The 16,094-nt window shown below is 71.0% G+C and carries 16 protein-coding genes; 8 read left to right on the forward strand and 8 right to left on the reverse strand.

The features are described 5' to 3' along the window. Positions 1-14: 14 nt before the first annotated feature. Positions 15-860, forward strand: a complete 846-nt coding sequence (locus VG296_RS23455) for a hypothetical protein (RefSeq protein WP_325569128.1) — start codon at positions 15-17, stop codon at positions 858-860. Here the strand turns inward: VG296_RS23455 and VG296_RS23460 are convergent. Together VG296_RS23460 and VG296_RS23465 are read right to left on the reverse strand one after the other, a co-directional pair. Beyond that, positions 857-1,360 carry a GNAT family N-acetyltransferase gene (locus tag VG296_RS23460; RefSeq protein WP_325569130.1) on the reverse strand — a complete coding sequence of 168 codons (504 nt, stop codon included), beginning with the start codon at positions 1,358-1,360 and terminating at the stop codon, positions 857-859. The two genes, VG296_RS23455 and VG296_RS23460, sit on opposite strands and share 4 nt — an antisense overlap. 24 nt (positions 1,361-1,384) lie before the next feature. After that, a complete protein-coding gene (locus VG296_RS23465; RefSeq protein WP_325569132.1) occupies positions 1,385-1,702 on the reverse strand; it encodes a hypothetical protein in 318 nt (105 codons plus the stop codon). A 16-nt stretch (positions 1,703-1,718) separates the two neighbouring features. Between VG296_RS23465 and VG296_RS23470 the strand changes: the two genes are divergently transcribed. Together VG296_RS23470 and coaA are read left to right on the forward strand one after the other, a co-directional pair. After that, positions 1,719-2,489, forward strand: coding sequence for a DUF4349 domain-containing protein (locus VG296_RS23470; RefSeq protein ID WP_325569134.1), 771 nt, complete (start codon positions 1,719-1,721; stop codon positions 2,487-2,489). A gap of 4 nt (positions 2,490-2,493) precedes the next feature. Next, positions 2,494-3,477, forward strand: coding sequence for a type I pantothenate kinase (coaA, locus tag VG296_RS23475; RefSeq protein WP_325569136.1), 984 nt, complete (start codon positions 2,494-2,496; stop codon positions 3,475-3,477). A 52-nt stretch (positions 3,478-3,529) separates the two neighbouring features. Here the strand turns inward: coaA and VG296_RS23480 are convergent, their stop codons facing one another. The 4 genes from VG296_RS23480 to VG296_RS23495 all read right to left on the reverse strand — a co-directional run bounded on the left by VG296_RS23480 (position 3,530) and on the right by VG296_RS23495 (position 8,241). Further along, positions 3,530-4,516, reverse strand: coding sequence for a hypothetical protein (locus VG296_RS23480; RefSeq protein ID WP_325569138.1), 987 nt, complete (start codon positions 4,514-4,516; stop codon positions 3,530-3,532). Positions 4,517-4,614: 98 nt separating this feature from the next. Continuing rightward, positions 4,615-5,436 carry an MOSC domain-containing protein gene (locus tag VG296_RS23485; RefSeq protein ID WP_325569140.1) on the reverse strand — a complete coding sequence of 274 codons (822 nt, stop codon included), beginning with the start codon at positions 5,434-5,436 and terminating at the stop codon, positions 4,615-4,617. Between the two features lie 7 nt (positions 5,437-5,443). After that, entirely contained in the window at positions 5,444-7,615 is a 2,172-nt protein-coding gene (locus VG296_RS23490) for a RecQ family ATP-dependent DNA helicase (protein WP_325569144.1), read from the reverse strand. Positions 7,616-7,698: 83 nt separating this feature from the next. After that, entirely contained in the window at positions 7,699-8,241 is a 543-nt protein-coding gene (locus VG296_RS23495; protein WP_325569145.1) for a YbaK/EbsC family protein, read from the reverse strand. A gap of 169 nt (positions 8,242-8,410) precedes the next feature. Between VG296_RS23495 and VG296_RS23500 the strand changes: the two genes are divergently transcribed. Next, positions 8,411-10,021 carry a sigma-70 family RNA polymerase sigma factor gene (locus tag VG296_RS23500; RefSeq protein ID WP_325569147.1) on the forward strand — a complete coding sequence of 537 codons (1,611 nt, stop codon included), beginning with the start codon at positions 8,411-8,413 and terminating at the stop codon, positions 10,019-10,021. A gap of 19 nt (positions 10,022-10,040) precedes the next feature. On the opposite strand, the gene VG296_RS23505 is transcribed toward VG296_RS23500, so the two are convergent. Continuing rightward, a complete protein-coding gene (locus tag VG296_RS23505; RefSeq protein WP_325569149.1) occupies positions 10,041-10,823 on the reverse strand; it encodes a hypothetical protein in 783 nt (260 codons plus the stop codon). Then, positions 10,820-11,833, reverse strand: coding sequence for a helix-turn-helix transcriptional regulator (locus VG296_RS23510; RefSeq protein ID WP_325569151.1), 1,014 nt, complete (start codon positions 11,831-11,833; stop codon positions 10,820-10,822). The genes VG296_RS23505 and VG296_RS23510 overlap by 4 nt, the downstream gene beginning before the upstream one ends. A 392-nt stretch (positions 11,834-12,225) precedes the next feature. On the opposite strand from VG296_RS23510, the gene VG296_RS23515 reads away from it, so the two are divergent. The 4 genes from VG296_RS23515 (at position 12,226) to VG296_RS23530 (ending at position 16,052) form a co-directional block, all read left to right on the forward strand. Then, positions 12,226-13,026: a G1 family glutamic endopeptidase gene (locus VG296_RS23515; protein WP_325569153.1), complete on the forward strand. Its 801-nt coding sequence runs from the start codon at positions 12,226-12,228 to the stop codon at positions 13,024-13,026. Positions 13,027-13,203: 177 nt separating this feature from the next. Further along, a complete protein-coding gene (locus VG296_RS23520; RefSeq protein ID WP_325569155.1) occupies positions 13,204-14,418 on the forward strand; it encodes a glycosyltransferase in 1,215 nt (404 codons plus the stop codon). Between the two features lie 14 nt (positions 14,419-14,432). Then, positions 14,433-14,948 (forward strand): isochorismatase family protein, encoded by a 516-nt coding sequence (locus tag VG296_RS23525; protein ID WP_325569157.1) that lies wholly within the window; start codon positions 14,433-14,435, stop codon positions 14,946-14,948. Positions 14,949-15,128: 180 nt separating this feature from the next. Further along, positions 15,129-16,052 (forward strand): NADP-dependent oxidoreductase, encoded by a 924-nt coding sequence (locus VG296_RS23530; protein WP_325569159.1) that lies wholly within the window; start codon positions 15,129-15,131, stop codon positions 16,050-16,052. The last annotated feature ends 42 nt before the right edge of the window (positions 16,053-16,094 follow it).

Below are 16,094 nucleotides of genomic sequence, written 5' to 3' on the forward strand. Positions count from 1 at the left end.
GGTAGTCTGGCGGTGTGAACTCCGCATCCGCGCTCGTCCTCGCCGCGGCCGGGGTCGGCTTCGGCCACGCCGTGCTGCCCGACCACTGGGCTCCGCTGGCCGTCCTCAGCCGTGCCAGGAAGGACCCGGTGCAGCGCGTGGTGCGCCGCTCGCTGGCGGCCGCGGGCACGCACGTGGTGCTTTCGCTGCTGCTCGGCGCGCTGCTGATCGGGGTCGGGCTGAGCTTCCGCGCGACGGTCGTCCGGTACGAGGACTACGTCGTCGGCGGTCTGCTGCTGGCGACGGGCGCGGTGTTCCTCGCGCTCGAACTGACAGGCCGTGGGCACGGCCATGCGCACGACAACGGTCATGACCACGGCCACGAACACGGTCATGCGCATGACCCCGGCCATGACCACGGCCATGACGATGACCATGCGCACGATCATGGCCACGCTCGCGATCACGCGCACGACAGTCACCACGGCAACCACAATCTCGGCAACGACGATCGCAGCCATCGCGATCGCAGCCATCACGATCTCGGCCGCCACGATCACAGCCACCACAGTCATCCATCCCGCGGCGGGGGCCGGATCCGCGCCGCCGTCGCGCTCGCGGTCCCCTTCGGCGCGGCCGCCTCGCCCGATCTGACGATACTTCCGGTGTTCCTCGCGGCCAGCGCGCTCGGCGGTGCGACGGCGGTCGGGGCGCTGCTCGTGTTCGCGGGCGTCACGGTGGCGACGATCGTCGGGCTCACGGTCGCCGCGACGCTCGGCGTGGCTCGGCTTACCGCACCGTGGATGGAGCGCCGCGCGAACCTGCTGACCGCCGCGACTCTGCTCGTCTTCGGCTGCCTGATCGCCGCCGGGCTCGTCTAGGACACGTTCCGGCTGCGGCGCTCCAGCCGGACGACGTCGCGCCAACCGCGCACGCCGTGCTTGCCGATCTTCTCCTGCACGCCGAGCGTCCGGAAACCCGCCCGCTCGTGTAGCGCGAGTGAGGCCGTGTTCTCCGGGAAGATCCCCGCCTGCAGCGTCCAGATGCCCGCCGCCTCGGTCGACTCGATGAGCCTGTCCAGCAGCGCCCGGCCCACTCCGCCGCCCCGCGCGCCGGAGCTCACATAGACCGATTCTTCAAGGACACCCGCGTAGACCGGACGGCTGGAGACCCGCGACGCGGCGACCCAGCCCAGCACCGTGCCGTCGTTCGGCGCGACCGCGACGAAACGGTGCTCGGGCAGTTTCCCCGCGTCGAACGCCGGCCAGTCGGGGGCCTCGGCCTGGAAGGAGGCGTCCCCGGTTTCCAGGCCCGCCTGGTAGATCGCCAGCACCGCGTCGGCGTGCCCGTCGGTCATCGGGACGATGTCGAACTCGAACATGCTCCGCACGCTAGCGGAACCAACTCAAGAGCATTCGCATCCAAGCTCCGCCGAACACGCAGGAGAGGGATGGGGATCTCGGATGTCGAGCATACGTAGACGTGTCACGCGCACGGTCGGATTGATCGTTCTGGCGACGTTGGGAGTGGCGGGAGTCGGGCTGGTCGCGGGATGCAGCGATAACAGCTCGTCAAGCGGCTCGAATTCCTCGGCCGGCGGGGCGGCCGCCGCGCAGGGGCAGGCCAGGGTGCCGAGCGGCAGCGGCTCCAATAAACTGAACAACTCGAATAACTCAAACGGTTCCAGCAATTCCACCAGTAAGACCACGAATGTCGCGAACACCGGCAACCTGATAGTCATGGCGGCATTGCAACTCTCGGTCAAGAACCCCGAGCAGGCCGCCGACCACGCGGAACAGGTCGTCATCTCGGCGGGCGGCTACGTCGCGTCCGCGGCGGAAGGCGTCGGTGCGCAGAACCTGCCAACCCCGAGCACGAGTGCCGACGCCACGGAGAGCTCCGAAACCGGCGTCAGCCCGCTGACTCTGCCGATGGCGTCCGCCGCGGTGAACACCGACCAGGCGCTGCTGCTCCTGCGCGTTCCGCCGTCGAAGCTCGACTCGGTGCTCGCGGCGCTGGCCGGGACCGGCAGCGTCAGTTTCCGCACCCAGTCCGAGACGGACGTGACCGGCCAGGTCGCCGACGTGAACAGCCGGATCGCGTCCGCGCAGGCCTCGCTCACCGAGCTGCGCGGGATGATCGACAAGGCCGCGTCGATGAACGACCTGATCTCGCTGGAACAGGCCCTGGCCGGCCGCGAGTCAGACCTCGAATCCCTCGAGGCCCAGCAGCGCGCGCTCTCCGACCAGACCGGCTACGCGACCGTGACCGTCGGCTACTACGAGCCCGCCGCGGCCGCCGTGCCGACCACGCCGGCCGCTCATCACAACGCCTTCGTCACGGCGCTGGACGACGGCTGGCACGCGCTCGTCGCCACGTTCCGGGTGATCCTGGTCGTGCTCGGCTGGCTGCTGCCGTTCGCGGTGGTCGTCGCGCTGCTGTGGTGGCCGGTGCGCAGGCTGTCGCGGCGGACCTGGTGGCGCCCGCGTCCGGGGGATCGGACAGAATAGGTGCGTGCCGATCTTGCCGGAGGCCGGGGAACTCGCCCCGGCGAGCAGCCCGTACGTGGACCTGGACCGCGAAACCTGGAGCGGCCTGCGCGAACGCACCCCGCTGCCGCTCACGGCCGCGGAGGTCGAGGACCTGCGCGGGCTCGGTGACGAGATCGACCTCGACGAGGTGCGCGCCATGTACCTGCCGATCTCGCGGCTGCTGAACCTCTACGTCGGCGCGGTGCACGGCCTGCGCGGCGCGCTCGGCACCTTCCTCGGCGACTCGCCGGGGGCCGGGCGCGCCCGGGGCACCCCGTTCGTCATCGGGATCGCGGGCAGCGTCGCGGTCGGCAAGTCGACCACGGCGCGGCTGCTGCGGGCGCTGCTCGCGCGCTGGCCGGAGCACCCGCGCGTCGAACTCGTCACCACCGACGGCTTCCTGCTGCCGAACGCCGAGCTGGAGCGACGCGGCCTGATGCAGCGCAAGGGCTTCCCCGAGTCCTACGACCGGCGCGCGCTCACCCGCTTCGTCGCGGACATCAAGTCGGGCCGGGACGAGGTGCAGGCGCCGGTCTACTCGCACCTCGTGTACGACATCGTGCCCGGCGAGCGGGCCGTCGTGCACCGGCCGGACATCCTGATCGTCGAGGGGCTCAACGTGCTGCAGCCCGCCCTGCCCGGCCAGGACGGGCGCACCAGGATGGCGCTGGCCGACTACTTCGACTTCAGCATCTACGTGGACGCGCGCGAGTCGGACATCGAGCAGTGGTACCTGGCCCGGTTCCGCAAGCTGCGGGACACCGCGTTCACCGATCCGAACTCGTACTTCGCCCGCTTCACCGAGGTCTCCGAACCCGAGGCTATGGAGTTCGCGCGCGGCGCTTGGGCCCGGATCAACCGGGTGAACCTGATCGAGAACGTGCTGCCCACCCGCGGCCGGGCCACGCTGGTGCTGCGCAAGGGGGCCGACCACCGCATCGAACGCGTCCGGCTGCGCAAGCTCTAGGAGCTCACGCAGCCGGGCGCGATGGTGGCGAGAGGCGCGGCGGACCAGGGAATCAGGCTCCGGCGGCGCTCGAGTCGGTGATGGCGGAGATGACCTGCGAGTTGACGGTGGCCAGGCTCGGCGCCTGCGAGGACTGGTCCACGCCGATGTCGATCAGCGTGAAGTACCCGGACTGGCCCGGCACCGGCAGTGCGATCACTTCGACGGTGCCGCTGGGGCCGGAGTAGTTCGGCGTGACGCTCCAGGTGACCTGGTAGCCGGAGCGCCCGGCCACGGTGACGGCGCCCTGGCTGGACACCGTGTGCGCGGAGAGCGTGCCGTAGTTGCCCTTGGCCATGGTCGCGATGTCCCCGGTGGCGACGCCCTGCGCGGACGAGCCGCTGGTCGTGGTGAAGTTGACGCCGCCTCGGGTGCACTCGGGGGTGGAGCTCGAGCTCGTGCCGTTCTGCGAGGCCAGCGCGCTCGGGCAGGTGTACGGTCCGGTGCTCAGCGCCGGCCAGCTGCCGTTGCCGCTGGTCGAGCCGGCGGTGCCGGTCCAGCCGCTGGGCACCGGGATGGTCAGCGCGTCGATCGGGTCGGCAACGGTCTTGCCGCTGCCGCCGGTCACCGTCGGCTGCGGCGAGGCCGAGCTCGTGCCGCCGCCGCCCAGGCCGCCGGTCCCGCCGTTCCCGGTTCCGCCGCCCAATCCGCCGTTCCCGCCGCCGAACCCGCCGTTGCCGGTCGGGGCGGTGGTCGGCTGGCTGCCGGTGGAGGCCGTCGGGCTGGACGAGTTGTTGCCGCTCACCGCGAAGTAGGCGCCGACGCCGATGCCGGCGAGCACGACGACGACCGCCGCGGCGACCAGGCCCTTGAAGGCCGAACTGCGCTTGCCGCGGGCGCCCGGCGCGCCCGCGTCTCCCCCGCCGAGGGGCCGGACCATCGCGCTCCACGTGGCGCCGTCCCACCACCGCTCCACGGGCAGGCCGTCGGGACCGGTCTCTCCGGTCGGATACCAGCCGGAGGGGGCTGAGGAGGGTTGCGTGGGGTCCGGTATCGACATGCCTGGAGGATATCCGCGCGTCCCCGGCAGACGATCGTGACCCGGCTAAGAATTCCCCGAACAACTCCTGTGGGAAATTCAGACTCGCCGCATCGCTCTCAGATAAGAATCTCGAAGTCGGCGCCGACATCGAGCGGCCCGACCGTGTCCGGGATCAGGTTCACCGCGAAGTACACGTCCCTGTCCTCGCGGCGGTGCTTGCGCAGCGCCTTGAGCGGCTGCTGGCCCGCGAACCGGCCGAACTCCGGGTCGACCGTCGTCATCACGCACCGGCCGCACCGCTTGACCACGCGAAAGGCCTGCTCGCCGATGCGCACCCGCTTCCAGTCGTCCTCGGCCCACGGCTCGGCGCCGTCGACGACCACGTTCGGCCGGAAGCGCGTCATCGGGACGGGGTCGCCGCCCATCTCGACGATCCAGTCGCCGAGCGCGGACAGCGACGTGGTCGAGGCGAGCAGCAGCGGATAGCCGTCCGCGAAGGAGACGCGGTCCTCCGCCCGCGAGTACTCGGGATTGGTCGGACGCGCCGAGGTGTCATCCATCCGGACCAGCCGCGAGGCCACGCCGAGAAACGAACTCACCCATTCGTCCGCCTCGCGGCCGGCGCTCGCGGCCTGCCCGGTGAAGCGCCACACGGTCACGGTCGCCCCCACGGCTCCTCGCGCGCGGGCCACGGGAGGCAGGTCGAGGTCCGGCATGCCGGGCGCGGTGAGCCGGAGGCCGCCGCCCTCGGTATACGCCGGACGGATCAGGGCCATTCGGGGCTGCACGCGCTGGGTGCGCATCTGCCCCTCCTCGTCGGTGACGAGCCAGCGCCGATCCCCGGCCAGGCCCCAGGGCTCGAGCTCGGCGCGGTCCAGGTCCACCCGGTGGCAGGACTTCACCGGGTAGATGTGCAGGGACTTGAGATAGGGCTTCATGATCGGATCAGCCTGCCACGGCGAGCGCGAGCGGGAGGACGGCGGGGGCCCCGGCCCGGCGCAGCAGCCGCGCGGCGACGGTCATGGTCCAGCCGGAATCCACCAGGTCGTCGAGGAGCAGCACGGGTCCCGGGCAGTCGGCCAGCCGGGCGCGGAGCTCGGCGGAGATATCGAAGGCCTCGTGCACGGACCGCAGCCGCCAGGCGCTGTTGCTCGGACCCGCGTGCGCGTCCTCCCGCACGCGGTGTACGGAGCCTGCGATCGGCAGCTTCCCGATCTCCGAGACGCCCTCGGCGAGCGAGGCCAGCAGCCGCGGTCTGCTGCGCGACTCCATCGTGACGATTCCGACCGGCCTGCCCACACCGCTCCACGCGGCGCCCGGCCCGCCGGCCGCGTCCGTCGCCGCCCACTCCTTGAGCACGTTGACGATGGCGCCGAGCAGTTGCGCTTGGACCGGCTGGTCCGGCGCCCCGGTGCCGAGCATTTCGCGCAGCGCCGAGCCCCAGCCGAGGTCCGTCAGCCGGGCCAGGGCCCTGCCTTCGGAGGCGAGTTCGCCGGGCGGGATCTTGCCCTTCAGTTCGACGCCCACGGCCTGCATCCCCGTCGGCCACTGCCGCCGCGGTTCGATCGCGACCCAGGCCCGCTTCGCGTGCGATCCGGCAGCCTGCACGACGCTCTCGGTGACCGTTGCCTCCAGCCTGCGGCCGGTGCAGTTGTCACAGCGCCCGCACGGCGTGGCCTCGGTGTCGTCGAGCTGCCGGCGCAGGAATTCCATCCGGCATTCCGTGGTCTGCGCGTATTCGAGCATCGCCCGCTGCTCCGCCTCGCGCGCCGCCGTGATGCGCGCGTAACGCTCGGCATCGTAGAACCACGGCTGGCCTGTCGAGATCCAGCCGCCCTGCACCCGCTTGACCGCGCCGTCCGCATCGAGCACCTTCAGCAGCAGCTCCAGCCGCGAGCGCTTGAGGTCCACCAACGGTTCGAGCGCCATCGTCGACAACGGCTTCGACGCCGCACCCAACGCGCCGAGAACCCGCTCGACGGTGGCCTGCGGCGGGAAGGCGAGCGAGGTGAAATAGCGCCAGATCTCCCTGTCCTCCACGCCGGGGAGCAGCACCACCTCGGCCCGCTCCACGCCGCGCCCGGCCCGCCCGACCTGCTGGTAGTAGGCGATCGGCGACGAGGGCGCGCCGAGATGGACGACGAACCCGAGGTCCGGCTTGTCGAAGCCCATCCCCAAGGCCGAGGTCGCCACCAGCGCCTTGATCTTGTTGTCCAGCAGGTCCCGCTCGGCCTGCCGACGGTCCTCGTCCTCGGTGCGCCCGGAGTACGCGGCCACCGGGTACCCCCGCGATCGCAGGAAGTCGGCCGTCTCCGCGGCCGCCGAGACCGTGAGCGTGTAGATGATGCCGGACCCCGGCAGCTCGCCCAGTTGCTCGGCGAGCCAGGCCAGGCGGCTCGCACTGTCCCGCAGCGAAAGCACGGACAGCCGCAGCGACTCGCGATCCAGCGACCCGCGCAGCACCAGCGCCGACCCGCTCCCGGTGCCCAGTTGCTCGGCCACGTCGTCCGTCACCCGCGCGTTCGCCGTCGCCGTGGTCGCCAACACCGGCAGCCCCGGCGCGAGCGAACCGATCAGATCACGCAGCCGCCGGTAGTCCGGGCGGAAGTCGTGGCCCCAGTCGGAGATCGAATGCGCCTCGTCCACGACCAGCAGCCCGACCGTCGCGGCCAGCCGCGGCAGCACCTCGTCGCGGAAGGACGGATTGTTCAGCCGCTCCGGCGAGATCAGCAGCACGTCCACCGAGCCCTCGGCGATCAGCGCCTGAATCTCCTCCCACTCGTGCAGGTTCGCCGAGTTGATCGTGCGGGCCCTGATACCGGCGCGCCCGGCCGCCTCGACCTGGTTGCGCATCAGCGCGAGCAGCGGCGAGACGATCACCGTGGGCCCGGCGCCGCGGGCGCGGAGCAGCGCCGTGGCCACGAAGTAGACCGCCGACTTGCCCCAGCCGGTCCGCTGCACGACCAGCGCCCGCCGCCCCTCGACGGCCAGCGCCCGGATCGCGGTCCACTGATCCTCGCGCAGTCGCGCGGCATCCCCGGCGAGGCTGCGCAGCACGGCCTCGGCCTCCTCGCGGGTCGGCGGCGCGCTCGAAGCGGTGGACGGTGTATTGCTCATGCCGTCTTTTGTACAGGTTCGTTCCGGCGCCGGGCGAATTTCCCCGAGGCAGCTGGGAAGATCCGACCCACTCGGGCCTCCGGTCAGGCGGGCACCGGCACGCCGAGCCCGTCGAGCAGCTCCGCGTTCGGCAGCTCGGCCAGCACCCCGCCGGGCAGCCAGAGCTTCGAGCCGCGGATGCCCGAGCCGATGACCACGCGCGCGGACTCGGCGACCGCGCGGTCGACGAGGATCGGCCAATCGGCGGGCAGCCCGATCGGCGTGATCCCGCCGTACTCCATCCCGGTCAGGCCCACCGCGTCGTCCATCGGGGCGAACGACAATTTCCGGGCACCCAGGTGGCGGCGTGCCAGACCATTGACGTCCGCTCGAGTGGTCGCGAGCACCATGCAGGCCGCGTAGAAGACCTCGCCGGCCTTCTTGGCCGCGAGGACCACGCAGTTCGCGGACTCCTCGGGGGCGACGCCGTACTCCGCGCAGAACGCCGCGGTGTCCGCGAGCGTCGGGTCGATCGCGGCCACCTCGACCCGGTCCGCGAGACCGAGCTTGGTCAGCGCGTCGAGGGTTGGTTGTGACAGCAATTCCGGCCGGTCGAGCGCTGGTTCGTGTGTGAGCTTCCCAGACATGGAGTCCAGCTTGCCATGCCTTTACTAACGCCGTGGTGAGATGAGCCCGTCGGGAACTTCCGAGATTTCCGTGATTCGCCCGGTCCGGGAACGTCTCCGATAGCGAAGGGCTAGCGAAGGACGGCGGATCCGCGCGGTACGCGTGCGAAGCGATGGGAGTGGTTCGGGCGTGTCCCTACAGATGGATACGGCATGGGTGCGCGCCGCGCGGGAAGGCGATCCGGCGGCGCTCGACGCGGTGGTCGCCGAGTACCTGCCGCTCGTGTACAACATCGTGCGCCGCTCGCTGCGGCACAGCGCCGACGTGGACGACGTCGCCCAGGAGACGATGCTCCAGCTCGTGCGCGGCGTCGGTTCGCTGCGCGATCCCGAGCGGCTGCGCTCGTGGGTGGTCGCGATCACGGTCAACCAGATCCGGGACCATCAGCGCTCGGCCGTGAAGGCTCCGACCTCGTTCGACGAGCGCCTCGACATCCCCGATCCCGGCGGCGAGTTCGTCGAGCACACGCTCATCCAGCTCGATGTGTCCGGGCAGCGCCGCGAGACCCAGCAGGCCGTGCAGTGGCTCGATCCGGATCACCAGGAGCTGCTGGCGCTGTGGTGGCAGGAGGCGTCCGGGCATCTGACGCGCCCCGAGCTCGTCGATGCGCTGCAGGCCGACTCGCACCACGTGGCCGTGCGCGTGGGCAGGATGAAGGAGCAGTTGGACGCCGCGCGGTGCATCGTGCGGGTCCTCGCGCGTACGCCGCGCTGCCCCGGCCTCAATGACGTCGCCTATGACTGGGACGGCGATACGTCCTCGGTCTGGCGCAAGCGTTTCACCCGGCATATCCGCGAATGTCCGAACTGTGATGCATGGGTCCGCGATCTGATCCCGCCGGAACGCCTCCTCGTCGGGATGGCGCTGCTGCCGATTCCGGCCGCGTACGCCGGGTTCCGCGCCTCGACCGTCTTTATAGAGGTGGAACCCAAGGCAACGCGCCGCCGTGGCGCCCATCGCGGCGGCAAGACGACGGGGATGGCCGCGGCGAAGCCGATCGGCATAGCCTTCGCGGCGATCGCGGTCGTCGCGGCGGGTGCCGTGGCCGTGGAGGGGCTCCACTCGAAGCAGAACACCGTCGCGATAACGACGACCTCGACCGGCTCGGCGCTCGCCTCCACCGCGAAGGCGACGCCGAGTTCGCTGACCATCCCGACGATATCCGTCTCCGCGTCGCCGAGCGCGTCGCGCACCTCAGGCAAGCCGACCGTCGCGCCGTCCACGGCCGCCGTCCGGACGACCAGCGCCGCCCCGCGTACGAGTGCCGCACCCGTCGTCGCGACCACCACCACGAGCGGGGGTTCGAACTCGGAGACGGCCGCGCAGCAGGTCCTCGACGTGATCAACCAGGCGCGCAAGCAGAACGGGCTCAAGCCGTACACGATGAGCTCGAACCTGATCAACAGCGCGTCCGCGCACAACACGCGGATGGAGAACGGCTGCGGCCTGTCGCACCAGTGCTCCGGCGAGGCCGCGCTCGGCGACCGGGAGACCGCCGCCGGGGTGCAGTGGACCTCGGCGGGCGAGAACATCGGCGAGGGCGGCCCGGTCAGCGACACGCAGTCCGCGATCGCGAGCATGGCCGTCGGGCTGACCAACAGCATGCTCGCCGAGCAGCCGCCGGACGACGGCCACCGGCTCAACATCCTGAGCAGCTCGTACACCGAGGTCGGAATCGCCGTGACCCGGGACAGCTCCGGCACGGTCTGGATGACGCAGGACTTCGCCGGCGACGGCTGAGACGGCTGACGGTCTGCGCTCAGTCGTTCTCCGGCTGCTCGGCCTCGGCCTCGGCCCGCAGCGCGGCTTCGGACTCCTCGAGCTCGTGCTGCGCGTCGGCGATCCGGGCCGGCAGCAGGCCCTCGGCGCGGGCGAGTTCGACGGCGCGCCGCAGCAGCAGGACCGCGCGCCGCGGGTTGCCGTTCTCCCGTTCGGCCCAGCCGAGCGCGACCAGGCCGCTGGGGATCCGGCGCGGCTCACCCTGCTCCTCGCGCAGGTCGAGCGAGATCTGCAGGTGCTGCACGGCGACGCCGAACTGCTTGTCGACGACCAGGTGGTAGAAGCCGAGGTGCCGGTGTATCTCCGAGCGCGTGTACAGATCGCCGGCCGCCTCCAGCGCGGGGATCAGCGACTCGGAGCGCCGGTAGTGCACCATCGCCGCATCCCAGTCCTGGTGCAGCACCTGCTCGAACAGGCCGAGGCCGAACGCCGCGGCCGCGATCCCCGCCCCGGCGCGCAGCTTCTCGTAACCGGCCAGCGCCAGCGAGAACCGCTCCCGCTCGAGCTCTACGTCGGCGGGCTCCGGCTGCCCGCCGCTCATCAGGGCCGTGATGTTGCGGTAGTGCAGCAGGTAGCCGTGCAGGTTCGCCGCCGCGGCCGCGCCCGCCGCGTCCCGGTCCTGCTCGGCGCTCTGCGCGGCGGCGCGGACCAGCCGTTCTGCCTCCGCGAACTCCCCGGTCCTGAACCCCGCCTCGATCAGGGCCTCGTCCGCCGCGGCGAGCAGTCCGGCCGTCGTGGTCTCAGTGCTCTGTCCTGAAGTCATGGACCCACTGTAAGGGGTGCCGTGTCACCCCAGTCCCAACGAATTCCCAAACGACAGGGACCGGCGGACAACGCGACGGCCAGCACCGAGCCGATCGCGTCCGGCTTGAGCAGCCGTTCCTGCGGCCGCGCGTCCGCGTCCAGCTCGGCGGTGCGGAAGTAGTGGCAGGACTCCGGCAGCGCCGACGGGTCGAAGCGCACCTCCATCAGGTACTCGCGCACCGGCACGTGCAAGGCCGTCTGCATGATCGTCGAGTACGGGCGCGGGGTGCGGTTCTCGTGCGTGTACTCGAGGATGATGATGTCGCCCCGGTTGAGCGGCCGGTCGAACAGGATCTCGGCGACGACGAGTCCGATATGAGGGTTCTCGATCACCTTGCCGATCCGGTGCGGCGGCTCCACGCGCAGCTTCGCGGGCGGTCCCGGATCGTCGCGCTGGAAGCCGGAGATCCACCGGTCCGGGCCGTCCACCTCGGCGCGCAGCAGCAGCCGGCTGTACATCCCGCGTTCCCGGCCGCGCGCGTCCAACTCGAGCCGGCAGTGCGTGCTCAGCCGCGTCAGCGCCTCGTCCCACTGCATGTCCACCTGACGCAGCGCGGATGCCATGTCGGCCAAGGGGGTGTCGCTGAACGCGGCCAAGCCCCGGTTGTCGGTCAGCGAGGCAAGCCGGCGACCGCGCGGTCGCGGCGGACCTATCAGGGCGGACAGCGACTTCGACGGCACGCCGAGGACTTCCTCGAGCTCGGCGAGCACCAGCAGCGAGGCCGGACGCTCCGGGCGGTAGCGCCCGGACTGCCAGGAACTGAGCGTGGCCACCGAGATCCGCGAACCGCGCCGCTTGAGCCGGTCCTGGATCCGGTCCAGGCTCAGGCCGCTCGCCGCGACCGCCGCGCGCAGGGCGTCGTCGAACGGACCGGTGTTGAGCAAGTGCGCCAGCCGCAACTCGGCCCGCTCCCCGCCGTCGGCCGAACCGCCGCGCGGTGCCGCGGGATCCGCCGGACTCGGGTACATCGCGGATGTCCTCCCGGCTGGTCGAGCGGCGTCGCCTATATGAGAGAACGTACCGGTCACGGCCCCCGGAATGGTGAGGGCTTTCCTCAGGTGTTTTCCGAATCGTGACCTTACGTTGATCTTCGCGTCCCCGCCCGGAAACGGTACGGACTCCGGACCGAATCCCTCTTCGTGCCCTGCTATGTCCGGAATTGTTGGGGCGGTAAGGGAATTCGCTCAAGACTAAACGCCCTCGGAACCCTTGTCGGCCCCCGTGCCCCACCCGCAAGCTGAGCAACGGCCGCACCGATTGCCCACACACGTCGGTGCGGTTCACACGGCGTGCCGGGCGGACCCCCGCGTTCCCGCCGCCCGGCCGCGTCCCTTTAGCCCACGAGAGGGAGAAGCTCCGCATGTCCCACAGGTCATTCGTCCGTATGGCCGCGCTCGGCGCGGCCGCCGCCACCGCCTTGTTCGCCGCCCCGGCCGCCTTCGCCGCCGCCCCGGCCGGCACGGCCGCCCCGCTGCAGATCAGCTCCGCCCTGGCCCACCAGGAGAGCCACGGCCTGCATGCGCTGAGCCACCGCGGCAGCAACACCACTGTCTCCTCGAGCAACTGGTCCGGCTACGCCGCCACCGGCAACAGCGGCGCGTTCACCTCCGTCTCCTCCTCGTGGGTCCAGCCCACCCTCACCTGCACGTCGAAGACCACGTACTCGTCGTACTGGGTCGGTCTCGACGGATACAACAACTCCGCGCTGGAGCAGACCGGCACGGAGGCCGACTGCATCGGCGGCCAGGCCGAGTACGGCGCCTGGTGGGAGGTGCTCCCGGCCTCCGAGAGCGCGTACTCGGTGACCGTGAAGGCGGGCGACTCGCTCAGCGCCAGCGTCGTGGACAACGGCAACGGCACCTTCACGATGAAGCTCACCGACTCGACCGAGGGCTGGTCCAAGACCACCACGGCGAACGGCTCCTCCGGCTACCAGGACTCCTCCGCCGAGGTCATCGCCGAGGCGACCGAGGTCAACGGCTCCATCGCCAACCTCTCGAACTTCGGCACGGTGAACTTCAGCGGTGCCGAGGCCGACGGGAACTCGCTGAGCAGCTACTCGCCGAACGAGATCGTGATGACCGGCGGCTCCGACACCAAGGCGCAGCCGGGCTCCATCTCCGGCGGCTCGTTCAGCGTCACCTGGAAGAACTACAGCTGATCACGGCTGTTCCCAAGCTAGGAGCGTGGTCGCTGACCCCCGCGCATCCCGCCTCCTAGGCGTGTGACCCACGCCGCCGGCCTCGCCCCGCCGCCACCTTACGGCAGGGCGGGGCCGTCCTTCGTGCCGCCGCAAACGGCCGGGAGATCGCGGACGCGCCGACCTAGACTCGGCCGAATGAGGATCCTGTTCAGCTCGACGTCCCTGGCCGGCCACTACGGCCCGCTGCTGCCGATAGCCCGCGCGTTCGTCGCCCAGGGCCACGAGGTGCTGTTCCTGGTGCCGCCCGCGGCCCGGACCGCCGTGGAGGACTCCGGGTTCGCCGTGCACGAGGGCGCGCCACCGGATCCGGTCGAGTACCAGCGGATCCAGGACACGATCGCCCGGGATCCGGGTGCGGCGAAGGTGCTGATGAACCGCGACTACTTCGGCCGCCTGTGCACGGAGGCGACGCTGCCCGTCGCCGAGGAGCTGTGCGCGAGCTGGCAGCCGGACCTGGTCGTGCACGAGGCGTGCGAGTACGCGTCCCCGATCGCCGCCCACCACGCCGGAATCCCGCACGTGCAGGTCGCGATCGGCCTCGCCTGGATCGAATGGGGCTGCCTGCACGGGTTCGCGGCTGAGGTGTTGCCCGCCTTCGAGCCGGACGCCGTGCGCATCATCGCGGAGGCGCCGTACGTGACACGGCTTCCCGAGGGCCTGGACCCGAGCGAGTACCCGCAGACGGTTCGGTATCAGGTGGCTGATGAGCCGTCCGCCGAGGATTTCGACGGCGAGCTCGCGCCGGAGGGAACCACTCTCGTGTACGCGACGCTCGGCAGCATGGCCGGCGACTCGCAATGGTCGCCCGGCGCGTACCGCGTGCTGCTGGATGCCTGCGCACTGCTGCGGCGCTCGCATCCTGCGGTCAGGGTGCTGATGACCACCGGCCACTCGCTCGCCCCGGAGACGCTCGGCGCCGTCCCCGGCAACGTGCGCGTCGAGCCGTGGGTGCCCCAGGACCGCGCGTTCGCCGGCGCGAGGGCCGTGCTGAGCCATGGCGGCTCCGGCACCGCGTACGGCGCCCTGTCGGCCGGTCTGCCGTCCGTCTTCTTCCCGCTGTTCTCCGACCAGCCGCACAACGCGAAGCTGATCGCCGGAGCGGGCGCGGGCATCCAGATCGACACGGAGGATCTCCGGAAGTACGGCATGCCGGTGGCCGCGGAGCCCGCCGACCGGGCCAGGCTCGCCGCGCTGGCCGAGGAAGTCGCGCGGGCCGTCGTCGCCGTGCTCGACGACCCCTCGTACGCGGCGAGGGCCCGGGAGCTGGGCGAGCAGCTGAACGCCCGGCCGAGCCTCGAAACAGTCGTCGGCGTATGGTCGGCGAATCGCACGCTTCGTTCGAACATTTGAGCTAAAGTGGAGTCATGGCAACCACACTCCTCCTGATCGACCTGCAGCGGAACATGCTGGAGCCACCCGAACAGGTGCCCGCGGCCCACCAGCTGATCGTCCTGGTGCACGGGCTTCTCGAACGGGCGCGGGCCGTCGGCGCCTCGGTCGTGCACGTGCGGAACAACGGCGCCGAGGGCGAGTCCGACTTTCCCGGGACACCGGGCTGGGAGCTCTACCACGTGCCGGTGGAGGGCGAGGCGATCGTGGACAAGTTCGGGATGGACGCCTTCGCGGACACCCCGCTCGGCGAGCTGCTCCCGGCCGGCTCGACGATCCTGATGGCCGGGCTGGCGAGCGACTACTGCGTGCGCGCGACGGCGCTCAGCGCGCGGCGGCTCGGCTACGACGTGCGGCTGATCCACGGCGCGCACGGCACGTACGACGCGGGCGGCCGGTCCGCGGAGACGATAGAGAAGGAGATCGAGCACGAGCTGCGCGAGGCCGGGGTGCGCGTCGTCGAACCGGGCAGCCCGATCTTCCGAAGCTGAGCCGAAGCTCGTCGAACCGGGCAGCCCGATGCGGTTCGGTCTTCTGCAGCTGATCCGCGGGAGCACCTCTCCGCGGACGTTGAGACATGGAACTGAGACTGGAAGCCATTCTGCGTCTCGATCGGCCCTCGTAGCGTTGGGGCGTCGGCAGTATTCGAAGACGTGAAGGAGCAAGAACCCATGCGTACCGTGACTCAACGGCGGTTCGGCGGTCCCGAGGTGCTCGAGGTCGTCGAGGTGGCCAAGCCGAGCCCGCGCTCCGGCGAGGTGCTCGTCCGGGTGCACGCCGTGTCCCTCAATCCGGTGGACGCGCACGTGCGCAACGGCGGGTTCCCACTGCTCGGCGAGCCGCCTTTCCGGGTCGGCTGGGACGTCTCCGGCGTGGTCGAGGCGGCGGGGCCGGGGGCCAGGTTCGCGGTCGGCGACGAGGTGTACGGCTTGCCCGGCTTCCCGTTCGCCGAGGTCGGATATTCGGAGTACGTCACCTCGCCCTCGCGGCAGTTGGCGCGCAAGCCCGCGTCCGTCTCGCACGTCGAGGCGGCGGCGATCCCGCTGGCCGGGCTGACCGCCTGGCAGGGGCTCGTGCAGGCGGCGGACGTGCGGCCTGGCCAGCGGGTGCTGATCTCGCGCGCGGCCGGCGGCGTCGGCCACCTGGCGGTGCAGATCGCCAAGGCCCGCGGCGCGCACGTGACCGCGCTGGCGAGTGCGGCCAAGCACGAGTTCGTCCGCTCGCTCGGCGCCGACGAGGTCGTCGACTACCGGGCCGTCGACTTCACCGAGGTGCTGAGCGACCTGGACGTGGTGCTCGACGCGAACGCGGACGGCGAGCGGTCGCTGCGGGTGCTGCGGCCCGGTGGCGTGCTCATCAGCATCCTGCAGCACGGTGACGCCGAGTTCGCGAAGCGGGTGGCGGAGGCCGGCTACCGCTTCGCCGGAGTCTCGGTGGAGCCGGACTACGCGTCCCTGGAGGCGATCGCGGAACTGGTCGACGCCGGGAGGATCCGGCCGCACGTCTCCACGCGACTGCCGCTCGAAGAGGTTGTGAAGGCGCACGAATTGCTCGACGAGGGAACGTCTGTCGGCAAGATCGTGCTCACTGTTTAACCAAATGTGCGAATCCGGTTCCGGGATCGGGGGAAGGGCAAG

The sequence above is a fragment of the Actinospica sp. genome, assembly GCF_035552695.1.
GTDB lineage: Bacteria > Actinomycetota > Actinomycetes > Streptomycetales > Catenulisporaceae > Actinospica.